The organism is Streptomyces sp. NPDC048411 (genome assembly GCF_040704695.1).
Lineage (GTDB): Bacteria > Actinomycetota > Actinomycetes > Streptomycetales > Streptomycetaceae > Streptomyces.
Genome location: NZ_JBEZKL010000003.1, coordinates 169897 through 181086, shown reverse-complemented (window position 1 = coordinate 181086; position 11190 = coordinate 169897). Strand labels below are relative to the sequence as shown.

The window sequence follows — 11190 nt, the reverse complement described above, 5'->3', positions numbered from 1 at the left end:
GAAGCGCGGGCGCAGCGGTGGTCGGTGCGTGCGATCGGCGTGCGGTGTCGCAGGTCATGTGGCGGAGCCACCTGTCCTGCGGCGCCGTGCGGCGATCGTGCGTGCCGGGCGTCGGGGCGCAGGCGGGGAACTCAGAACACGCCCTAAGGGGGGCGTCCTGTGGCGATCACGCCGCAGGACGCCCCGTGCGTAAGGGAACCGATCAGTTGTCCCGAACGTGTTCATGAGTGAAGAGATCGGTCCGCTTCGGGGTTTGCTCCGCCGATTCGTCTTGATCGGCGGCGCCTGCCTTGATCGAATGCGTGGTGCATCCGTGGATCGATGCACGATCCAGGCGTTCCTGGTGTGGATGTCGGTCCCTGCGGCCATACTTCTGGCCGGGTCCCAGTCCTCTGATCGGCCGGGGGAATGGCCACCGTCAGCGACCGAGGGGGAGGTCACGTGACATACCCGCCGAATGTGCGCACGGCGCCGGACCACGTGCCGGCCCAGCCGCCCGCGCCCGCTTCCCTGCCCGCGCCCCGGCGCGGCGCCTGGTCCGAGCCGGCGGCGCGGCTGCGCGCCGCGGCGACGACCGAACCGGGCAGGCTCCAGATCATCGGAGCCGTACTGGCGGCGCTCGTCGTCGCCTTCGGAGCCGTGACGGCGATCGAGGTCTCCGACCGGGCGGCCGCCGCAGACGACGTGGTGAGCCGCAGTCAGCCGCTGAGCGCCGAGGCGGCGAACATCTACCGCTCCCTGGCCGATGCGGACACCGCGGCAGCCAGTGGATTCCTGGCGGGGGCGCAGGAACCGCGCGATGTCCGCGAGCGGTACGACAAGGACATCAAGGACGCGTCCCGGCTGCTGGTGAAGGCGGCGTCCACCACGGACCCCGCGTCGCCGTCCGGCCAGGAGATCGCCACGCTCAACCAGGAACTCCCCCGGTACACCGGCCTGATCGAGCGGGCCCGCGCCAACAACCGGCAGGGGCTGCCGCTCGGCGGCGCCTACCTCCGGTACGCGAACCAGAAGATGTCCAAGGAGCTCCTCCCCGCCGCCGAGCGGCTCTACACGGCGGAGACCGGACGGCTCGACCAGGACTACGACTCCGCCCGAGCCTGGCCGTTCTTCGCGCTGGGTCTCGGTGCCGTCGCGCTGGGCGGGCTGTTCTGGGCGCAACGGCGCAACTACCGCAGGACGAACCGGGTCTTCAATCACGGGCTGCTCGCCGCGACCGCCGCGTCCACGGTGCTGGTGCTGTGGCTGGCCGTGGGACACACGGTCGCACGCGCCGAACTGCGGGACGCCGATGTGCACGGGCAGCAGTCGCTCGATGTGCTCAGCCAGGCACGGATCAACTCGCTGAAGGCACGCGCCAATGAGCTCCTGACCGTGGTCGCCCGCGGCGCGGTGCTCACCGCCGACGGCAAGAACGACAAGTACGAGACCGACTACACCACGGGCATGAAGGCCCTCGGCGATGAGCTGGGGACGGCCAGGAAGCTCGCCGACGACTCCCAGGGGAGCGGGCCGGTGGCGCACGCCATCAGCGGTGTCTCCGAGTGGCAGACCCGCCACCGGACCGCCCGCAAGACCGACGACAACGGCGACTACGAGAGCGCGCTGAAGCAGATCATCGGGGCGAAGGACTCCACCGGGGAGTCCTTCAACCAGGTGGACGACGCCCTCGAGCAGGCACTCGCCCATGAGCAGGGTGAGTTCACCCGGGCCGCGAAGAACGGGCGCGGGGCGCTCGGCGGGCTGCCGGTCGGGGCGGCGGCTCTCGCCGCGCTGGCCGCGGTCGCCGCGATCATCGGGGTCAACCGCAGGCTGTCGGAGTACCGGTGAGAGGGGGAGCGATGACCAGGACTGGTTCCGCCCGGGCCGGACTGCGCGGCTGGGGCGGGGTGACGGGAATGGCCGTGGCCTGCGCGGTGACGGCCTCGCTCACCCTGCTGCCGCTCTCGCACGGCGGCACCGGCTCCTTCGGCTCCGGTGTCTCCGGGCCGGGTACGGCGACGGCGGTGCACGTCCGGGCCGCCGACTGCCAGGACCCGGAGGCGAGCCTGCAGCCGTCGAGCGCCGACGGACCGAGCATCGCGAAGATCAAGGCGCGCGGGAAGCTGATCGCGGGGGTCGACCAGAACAGCTTCCGCTGGGGCTACCGCAATCGGGAGACGGGCAGGCTCGAGGGCTTCGACATCGATCTGGTGCGGGCCATCGCGCAGGACATCCTGGGCGACCCCGACAAGGTGATCTTCCGGGCGATCCCCACCAACCAGCGCATCGCCGCCCTGGAGAACGACAAGGTCGACGTCGTCGTGCGGACGATGACGATCAACTGCAGCCGGCTCGACCAGGTTTCCTTCTCCACCGCCTACTTCCAGGCCGGGCAGCAGGTCCTCGCACCGAAGGACTCGCCGATCACGGGATACGACAAGTCCCTGGCCGGCAAGCGGGTCTGCACCGCGGAGAGCTCCACGGCGTACGAGGCGCTGGAGAAACAGTCCTTCGGCGCGGTCTTCAAGGACGAGCACGACGGCACGGAGGCGGACGAGGACCGGCTCACCGTCCCCAACCAGCTGGACTGCCTGGTCCGGCTGCAGCTGGGCGAGGTCGACGCCGTGGTCACGGACAACGCGCTGGCGGCGGGCCAGGCCGCCCAGGATCCGGCCGTCGTTCTCAAGGGCGACAAGCCGTTCACCACGGAGTACTACGGCGTGGCTACGAAGCACGGCGCGAACGACCTGGTGGCCCGGGTCAACCAGGTGCTGGTCGACTACCGCAGGGGTGGTGCGGACAGCCGCTGGATGGTGTCGTACCGGAAGTGGCTGGCGACCGGACTGCCCGGCATAACGGCACCGCCTGCGCCCAAGTACCGGAGCAATTAGTCCTTGATCCCGCCGGGTCCGCCCGGCGGGGAGAGCGAAGAGGTGATCGATGGGCGTCGCGGGCCCCTTCCCCGGCTGTGCGGGGAGGCCCCCCGGCCCGGTCATGGACCGGGACGAGGCGGACCGTGCGCTGGCCCGGCTCGGCGCGGAGCACGAGGCGATCGAGACCTCGCTCCTCGCCCTGCAGGACCATGCGGGCCGCCGGCTCCTGGAGGGCGCCGATCTGACCGGTGTCACCAAGGAGCGCTGGGCCGCCACCGAGCAGTCGATCACGCTGTTGTGGGGGTATTTCGACGCCTACGCCGGGGCGATCGACGCGGCACGTGAGATACGGGCCAGGCGTCGTTTCCCCAACCGTGACGACCTGCTGGCGCTGACCGAACTTCTGCGCGGCCAGGGCGTCACGGTGGCGTCCACCGCCACCCGGCCCGATCCGTCGATCACGGGTCCGGCCAGACTCTCCGAGCGGTTCACGCTGGAGGAGCTGGTCGCCCGGATGAACGAGCTGTACGCGCGCTCGCTGGACATGGTCGTCGCCTCCGACTCCGTATGGTCCGCGCTGCCCGCCCGGATAGATCTGCTCGCCGCCGAGCTGCACCGGACGCGTTCGCTGGCACACTCCGTCGGCGTGCGTCCCGGGGAGCACCCGGCGGGCGACGACCTGGAGTCGATCACCCAGGAGCTGGCCACGCTGCGGGTCCAGGTGATCTCCGACCCGCTGGCGTTCTGGCTGCCGGGTCCCGGCAGCGCGGCGCCCGGCGGCGGACGTCCGGACACGACGCGCTACGACCGGGCGGCCCGCGCGCTGGACGACGTGCGGCGAGAGATCGAGGCGGTGATCGCGGTCCGCCAGGACGCCGAGCAGCGCCTGGTCCACCTGCGCGACGTGCTCTCCCGGGCGGACCGCACGCTGGCGGAGGCCCGGTCGGCGCGCGGCGAGGTGCTGGCGAAGATCGCCGCGTCCGAGGTGCCCGCGGTCAGCGGTCCGCCGACCGCGCTGCAGGAGCGGCTGGCCGCCGCGTCGGAGTGCCGCAGGCACGCCCAGTGGCACCGGCTCTCCCCGCTGCTGGAGTCGCTGGAACGGGAGGCGGAGGACGAACTGCTGCGGGCCCGCGAGTCGCTGTCGGCGGTCACCGCGCCGCTGGCGGTCCGGGCGGAGCTGCGTGGCCGGCTGGACGCGTACAAGGCGAAGGTCGCCCGGCACGGGCTGGCGGAGGACCCGGTGCTGATCGAGCGGTACGACGCGGCGCGCCGGATGCTGTGGAGCGCCCCGTGCGATCTGCGGGTCGCGGGGCAGGCGGTGCTGCGCTATCAGGAGGCGGTGGCGGAACTGCTGGACGTCCGCCGGTCGTCCGCACCGGAGGACCGGCGATGAGTACGCGTAGGCATGCGCGCCAGGTGAACGGGCCGCTGCGGCGGCGGGGCGAACAGGGGGACCGATCATGAGTACGCAGTGCCAGCGTCCCGCGTGCGAAGGCGACTACGAGGACATGGGCGGCGGTGAGCTGTACTGCGACATCTGCGGTCTGGCCCCGGTCGTCTCGCCAGTGGGGTCTCCCCTGTCCGACCGCAGCCGGGAACATGGCGATGGGATGGTGAGCTCGCCGCCCACTGGTATCGCGGTCGGTAAGGCGGGCAACAGCAGTTCGGCGCGAAGCAGTTCACGGGCGTCGTCGCGCTCCTCGTCCCGCTCGTCGACCTCGCGGCGTTCGGTCTCGGGGCGGCTCTCCCGGTCCCTGTCGGGGACCTCCACGGCCCGCTCGGTGTCGGTGCGTTCCTCCGGCGCGTCGTCGGGCGCTTCCGGGCGCAACCGGCTGGGCGCCGGCCTGGTGCAGGTACCGGAGGTGCCGCGGCCCGACCCGCGTTCCGCGGTGATGGAGAACCCGGAGGTGCCGGAGCGGAAGCGGTTCTGTTCGCGCTCCGACTGCGGGGCCCCGGTGGGACGGTCGCGCGGCGAACAGCCGGGACGGACCGAGGGGTTCTGCACCAAGTGCGGCCACCCGTACTCCTTCGTACCGAAGCTGCGGGGTGGCGACATCGTGCACGGCCAGTACGAGGTGGCGGGCTGTCTGGCGCACGGCGGGCTCGGCTGGGTCTATCTCGCGGTGGACCGTGCGGTCTCGGACCGCTGGGTGGTCCTCAAGGGGCTGCTGGACACCGGCGACCAGGACGCCATGGCGGCCGCGATCTCGGAGCGCCGCTTCCTCGCCGAGATCGAGCACTCCAACATCGTCCGGATCTACAACTTCGTCGAGCACCTCGACCAGCGGACCGGTTCGCTCGACGGCTACATCGTCATGGAGTACGTGGGCGGCAAGGCACTCAAGGAGATCGCGAACGAGCGCCGCACCGCGGCCGGGAAGCGGGATCCGCTGCCCGTCGAGCAGGCGTGCGCGTACGGCATCGAGGCGCTGGAGGCGCTCGGTCATCTGCACAGCCGCAATCTGCTGTACTGCGACTTCAAGGTCGACAACGCGATCCAGACCGAGGACCAGCTGAAGCTGATCGACATGGGCGCGGTGCGCAGGATGGACGACGAGGAGTCGGCCATCTACGGCACGGTGGGGTATCAGGCGCCGGAGGTCGCGGAGGTCGGACCGTCGGTCGCCTCCGATCTGTACACGGTGGCGCGGACGCTCGCAGTGCTCACCTTCGACTTCCAGGGGTACACGAACGTCTTCGTGGACTCGCTGCCGGACCCGGACAACATCGAGGTGTTCAGGACGTACGAGTCGTTCTACCGGCTCCTGGTCCGGGCCACGGACCCGGATCCGGCGCGGCGGTTCGCCTCGGCCTCGGAGATGGCGGAGCAGCTGACGGGGGTGTTGCGGGAGGTCGTGGCGTTGCAGACGGGGCGTCCGCGGCCGGCCCTGTCGACGCTGTTCGGTACGGAACTGCGGGTCACGGACACGCAGTTGTTCGCCGAACTGACGGGCGATGTGTCGCGGCTCGGGGTACGGGCGGAGCCGGCCGGGCGGCGGAAGGGGAAGAGGACGGGTGGATCCGGGGTTCCTGTCGCAGCGGCTCCGGCCGCCGGGGCTCCGGCCGCGCCGGGGGCGGTGGGGCACGCGGTGCCGGGTGTGCCGGGGCAGCGGGCTCCGGGGGCTGCCCTGCTGTCGGCGCCTCCCACGCACGTCCGGGGCGGTCACGGCACCGCGGCCGCTCTCCCCTACGCGCCGCCGCGGGCGACCGTTCCGGCGCCGCGGGCGGCGCCCGCCGACCCGGGCGCGTACGCCTCGGCCGGCCCGCGGCTGGCCGGGCTCGACGCACGGGCCACCTCGCTTGCGCTGCCCGTCCCCCGGGTCGACGCGGGCGACCCGAACGCGGGATTCCTCGCCGGTGTGATGACGTCCGCACCCTCCGAACTGATCGCCGCACTGCAGGCGGTTCCCGCCGCCTCGCTGGAGACCCGGCTGCGCGAGCTGCGCGCCCGCCTGGAGCTGAACGAACCCGGTGCCGCCGTCCAGACGCTGACGGGTCTGGAGGCGCTGCACGCGGACGACTGGCGGGTCGTCTGGTACCGCGGGATCACCTCGCTGGTGACCGGGGACAACGCGACTGCGGCGCTGTCGTTCGACGCGGTCTACGACGCGTTCCCCGGTGAACCCGCGCCCAAGCTGGCGCTGGGCATCTGCGCGGAGGTCCTCGGCCAGCTGGACAACGCCGCCGAGTACTACCACCTGGTGTGGGCGACCGATCCGAGCTTCGTCAGCGCCGCGTTCGGTCTGGCCCGGGTGCAGATCGCCGCCGGGGACCGGGCAGGGGCCGTGCGGACGCTGGAGTCCGTGCCCGAGGCGTCGATCCACTACACGGCGGCCCGGGTCGCCGCCGTGCGGGCCCGGCTGCGTGAGCGCGCCCCGCACGAGCCGCTGATCGCCGATCTCACGGCGGCCGCCGACCAGGTGGCCGGGCTGCAGAGTTTCGGGCTGGACGCGGTGCGCCGCGAGCAGTTGTCGACGGAGGTGCTGGGGACGGCGCTGGACTGGGTACTCTCCGGGAGTCCCACGGCCCAGCCGCCGGCTTCGCTGTCGCCGTCACAGTCGCAGGGGCCTGCCGGGCCGAGAATGCTGCTCGGCAGTGAGTTGGACGAACGCGGCCTGCGTTTCGGCCTGGAGCGTTCGTACCGGATGCTCGCCCGGCTTGCACAGCGCGGCGACGAGAGGATCGAACTGGTGGAGCGGGCCAACCGTTTCCGCCCCAGGACGTGGGTGTGAAGATGTCGCGGATGCACCAGGAGACCGCCTTGTCGAGGTGTCCCAACTGCGAGGAGCCGCTGGAATCGGGTGACCTGTTCTGCGGCGCGTGCGGGTACGACCTGTCGGTCGTACTCGCGCCGCCGGAGGACCGCCCGACCATCGCGGTCACCGTGCCGGTGACCGGTGCGCCCATGACCGGTGCGCAAGGGACCGGTGCGCCGGTGGCCGGTCCGGGCGGGCACACCGCGGCGGCCTCCGATTCGGTGGAGTGGTCGGCCGCGTCCGCCGCCGACCGGTCCGAGCCGCCCGCCCCGGACGGTCCGCCCGCCGGAGTCCGTTTCGACCGGCGGGGCGGGGCGGGCGACTTCGAACTGGCCGCGCCCGCAGCACCCGCCGCTCCCGATCCCCGTACCACCGGCGCCGCGCCGGAGCAGGAACGCACGGCGGGCACCAAGCTGTGTGTGGCCTGCCGCGCCGGTCATGTCGACACCGACGGCTACTGCGAGCGCTGCGGCCATGCCCAGCCCCGCGAGCGTGACCACATGGAGCAGGAGCTCGGTTCGGTGGCAGCCGTCAGCGACCGCGGTCTGCGCCATCACCGCAACGAGGACTCGTTCGCGGTGTCGACGACCGCCCTGCCGGACGGCTCCCCGGCCGTCGTCGCGATCGTCTGCGACGGCGTCTCCTCGGCGAGCCGCCCCGACGAGGCCTCGGCCGCCGCCGCGACCGCGGCCAACGAGGCGCTGCTGGAGTCGCTGCCGCGCGGCGCCCACCCGCAGCAGGCGATGCACGACGCGATCGTCGTGGCGGCCGAGGCGGTCAACTCCCTGGCCCACGACGACGGCCGGGCCAGGGAGCACGATCCGCATCACCACACGAACGCCCCGGCGTGCACCCTCGTCGGCGCGATCAGCGCCGGTGGACTCCTGGTCGTCGGCTGGGTCGGCGACAGCCGCGTCTACTGGGTGCCGGACGACCGCACTCACCCGCCCGCACGCCTCACCGAGGACGACTCCTGGGCCGCGCAGATGGTGGCGGCGGGCCTGATGAACGAGGCGGAGGCATACGCGGACGAGCGCGCCCACGCCATCACGGGCTGGCTCGGCGCCGATGCGTACGAACTGGAGCCGCACACCGCGTCGTTCAAACCGGACCGGCCGGGTCTGGTCGTGGTGTGCACGGACGGGCTGTGGAACTACGCGGAATCGGCGGACGAGATGGCCGCCGCGGTACCCGCCGATGCGCACGAACGACCGCTGCACGGCGCCCAGGTCCTGGTGGGTCACGCGCTGGACGGCGGGGGCCACGACAACGTAACAGTGGCTCTGCTGCCGTTCGCCGTGCCGTCACCAGGGGCAGGATCGGCGTAAAGGCCCCACGTCCGGTACTGCCCGCTCTCGTGTCCGCTGCGACCTTTGCCAGCTCTGCCACCTCTGCCAGGAGCCGATCAGATGGCCAAGTTCTCCAAGTCCCACGTGCCGCAATTCTCCGTCGAGGTGTATCAGAACGAATATCTGCCGGAGGGCGGGCGCGAGGTCAACGCGATCGTCACGGTCACCTCGACCGGCGGCGGCACCACCGGTGGCGTCCCGCTGACCGGTGCGACTCTCTCGCCCGCGCAGGTGCCCGGCCAACGGCCGAAAGCCGCCGTGGTGATCATGGTGGACTGCTCCGGTTCGATGGACTATCCGCCGACGAAGATGCGCAACGCCCGTGATGCGACGGCAGCGGCCATCGACACCCTGCGCGACGGCACCTCGTTCGCCGTGGTCGGCGGTACGCACATCGCCAAGGAGGTCTATCCGGGCAACGGCCGCCTCGCCGTGGCCGGCGCGCAGACCCGCGCCCAGGCGAAGGAGGCGCTGCGCCGGCTCAGCGCGGGCGGCGGTACGGCGATCGGCACCTGGCTGCGGCTCACCGACCGACTGCTCGGTGCCGCCGACGTGGACATCCGGCACGGCATCCTCCTCACCGACGGCCGCAACGAGCACGAGTCGCCGGAGGATCTGCGGGCCGCGCTCGACGCGTGTGCGGGCCGCTTCACCTGTGACGCCCGCGGTGTCGGAACCGACTGGGAGGTGAAAGAGGTCACAGGCATAGCCTCGGCGCTGCTCGGCACGGCCGACATCGTCGCCGACCCGGCGGGGCTCGCCGCGGACTTCACGCAGATGATGGAGAACGCGATGGGCAAGGAGGTCGCGGACGTGGCGCTGCGCCTGTGGACGCCCGTCGGGGTCGAGATCACGTTCATGAAGCAGGTCGCGCCGACGGTCGCCGAACTGACCGACCGCCGCACCGAGGCGAGCCCACGCGCCGGGGACTACCCGACCGGTTCCTGGGGTGACGAGTCCCGCGACTACCACGTGTGTGTACGGGTACCGGAGGCCGGGATCGGGCAGGAGATGCTCGCGGCCCGCGTCTCGCTGATCCTCCCCGACCCGTCGGGCGCGGCGGCCCCGCAGGTCCTCTCGCAGGGGCTGGTGCGGGCGGTGTGGACGGACGACATGGTGGCGTCCACCTCGATCAATCCGCAGGTCGCGCACTACACCGGCCAGGCGGAACTGGCACAAGTCATCCAGCAGGGGCTCGATGCGCGCAAGTCGGGAGACTTCGACGGAGCGACGGCGAAACTCGGCCGTGCGGTGCAGCTGGCATCGGCGTCCGGGAACGAGGACACTGCGAAACTGCTTTCGAAGGTGGTCGACGTCGTCGATGCGGCGACCGGTACTGTGCGACTGAAGGCGAAGGTGGCGGAGGCCGACGAGATGACCCTCGAAACGCGCTCCACCAAGACCGTCCGCGTGAAGAAATAACACGAGGGCCGCGCAGCTCAGCGACGTGGCGAAGCGACAAGAAGTGACGGCCCCCGGGGCCGGACGAGGAGAGGGGGAAGCGCCGACATGCCGACCTGCCCGAACGGACACCAGTCGGGTTCCGAGGACTGGTGCGAGGTCTGCGGCCATCGCATGGCCGGGGCCGGCGCGCCTGCGGGTGCGGTCCCCCCGCCGCCTCCACCGCCGCCCGCGCCCGGATACGGCCACCCGCAGGGCCCCGGCTCCGACGCCACCCAGCAGGCAGAGCTCTGCCCGCAGTGCCGCACCCCGCGGGAGGCGATGGCGCCGTTCTGCGAGGAGTGCCGCTGGAACTTCCTCACGAACACGGCAACGTCGTACACCCCGCTGGCCCCGCAGCACGGCGGTCCTGGCGGGCCCGGCCCCGGCCGTCCGGTGCCTGGTCTGAACCTGCCGCCCGGCTTCCAGGCACAGCAGGGGCCGCCCGCGCCGCCGCAGCAGCGCGATCCGTACGAGTACCAGAGCTCGCGGCCCTCGCAGGTGAACCGCCCGGCCGAACCGCTCACCCCCGGGCCCCCGGCGCCGGGCCCGCAGCAGTCGCCGCACCCGTTCCAGCGGCAGGGCCCGACGCCCCCGCCCTTCCAGCAGCAGGGCCCGCCTCCTGCGCCGTCCTTCCAGCAGCAGGGCCCGCCTCCTGCGCCGTCCTTCCAGCAGCAGGGCCCGCCGCCTCCGCCGTCGTTCAAGCAGCAGAGCGCGCCGTCCTCGTTCGAACAGCCCGGCCCGCCCGCGCCTCCGCAGCCGCAGGCCACGGGGGACGACTGGATGCTGCCACCGCCCTCGCAGCAGCAGGTGCCGACGCAGCAGCCGCCCCAGAGCCAGGGCCCTCACCAGGGACCGGACCAGGACCAGGCGCCTGCGGGCTGGACGGCGGTCATCGCCCCGGACCGTCAGTACTTCCTCGCGATGATGCAGCGCAGCGGCCCCGAGGCGACCGGGCTCAACCTGCCCGCGTACTCCCCGGAGCAGCGCCTGCCGCTCACCGGCAACCAGGTCACCATCGGCCGTCGCCGGCACAGCACCGGCGAGTCCCCCGACGTCGATCTGTCCGTGCCGCCGGAGGATCCGGGCGTCTCGCACCAGCACGCGGTACTGGTTCAGCAGCCCGACGGCGGCTGGGCCGTGGTCGACCAGAACTCCACCAACGGCACCACGCTGAACGGCGCCGAGGACCCGATCCAGCCCTACGTCCCCGTACCGCTCCAGGACGGCGACCAGGTGCATGTCGGGGCGTGGACGACGATCACCATCCACCGCGACTGACCGGGTTTC

7 protein-coding genes are annotated in these 11190 nt (G+C 72.2%); all 7 read left to right on the top strand.

Annotation, left to right across the window (positions count from 1 at the left end):
- The first annotated feature begins 510 nt into the window (after positions 1-510).
- The 7 genes from AB0915_RS02395 to AB0915_RS02365 all read left to right on the top strand — a co-directional run bounded on the left by AB0915_RS02395 (position 511) and on the right by AB0915_RS02365 (position 11181).
- Positions 511-1830: a hypothetical protein gene (locus tag AB0915_RS02395; protein ID WP_366689308.1), complete on the top strand. Its 1320-nt coding sequence runs from the start codon at positions 511-513 to the stop codon at positions 1828-1830.
- An 11-nt stretch (positions 1831-1841) separates the two neighbouring features.
- On the top strand, positions 1842-2873 hold the full coding sequence (locus tag AB0915_RS02390) for a glutamate ABC transporter substrate-binding protein (protein ID WP_366689298.1): 1032 nt from the start codon (positions 1842-1844) through the stop codon (positions 2871-2873).
- Positions 2874-2922: 49 nt separating this feature from the next.
- Positions 2923-4248 (top strand): hypothetical protein, encoded by a 1326-nt coding sequence (locus AB0915_RS02385; RefSeq protein WP_366689297.1) that lies wholly within the window; start codon positions 2923-2925, stop codon positions 4246-4248.
- A gap of 67 nt (positions 4249-4315) precedes the next feature.
- The gene (locus tag AB0915_RS02380; RefSeq protein WP_366689296.1) at positions 4316-7087 is read left to right on the top strand and encodes a tetratricopeptide repeat protein; all 2772 of its coding nucleotides are present in this window, start codon (positions 4316-4318) and stop codon (positions 7085-7087) included.
- Between the two features lie 2 nt (positions 7088-7089).
- Positions 7090-8439 carry a PP2C family serine/threonine-protein phosphatase gene (locus tag AB0915_RS02375; RefSeq protein ID WP_366689307.1) on the top strand — a complete coding sequence of 450 codons (1350 nt, stop codon included), beginning with the start codon at positions 7090-7092 and terminating at the stop codon, positions 8437-8439.
- Between the two features lie 81 nt (positions 8440-8520).
- A complete protein-coding gene (locus AB0915_RS02370) occupies positions 8521-9882 on the top strand; it encodes a VWA domain-containing protein (RefSeq protein WP_366689295.1) in 1362 nt (453 codons plus the stop codon).
- Positions 9883-9969: 87 nt separating this feature from the next.
- Positions 9970-11181 carry an FHA domain-containing protein gene (locus AB0915_RS02365; protein ID WP_366689294.1) on the top strand — a complete coding sequence of 404 codons (1212 nt, stop codon included), beginning with the start codon at positions 9970-9972 and terminating at the stop codon, positions 11179-11181.
- Positions 11182-11190 lie beyond the last annotated feature (9 nt).

Coding starts and splice junctions, on each gene's coding strand:
- AB0915_RS02390 (WP_366689298.1), top strand. CDS start 1,842: ATGACCAGGACTGGTTCCGCCCGGGCCGGACTGCGCGGCTGGGGCGGG.
- AB0915_RS02385 (WP_366689297.1), top strand. CDS start 2,923: ATGGGCGTCGCGGGCCCCTTCCCCGGCTGTGCGGGGAGGCCCCCCGGC.
- AB0915_RS02380 (WP_366689296.1), top strand. CDS start 4,316: ATGAGTACGCAGTGCCAGCGTCCCGCGTGCGAAGGCGACTACGAGGAC.
- AB0915_RS02375 (WP_366689307.1), top strand. CDS start 7,090: ATGTCGCGGATGCACCAGGAGACCGCCTTGTCGAGGTGTCCCAACTGC.
- AB0915_RS02370 (WP_366689295.1), top strand. CDS start 8,521: ATGGCCAAGTTCTCCAAGTCCCACGTGCCGCAATTCTCCGTCGAGGTG.
- AB0915_RS02365 (WP_366689294.1), top strand. CDS start 9,970: ATGCCGACCTGCCCGAACGGACACCAGTCGGGTTCCGAGGACTGGTGC.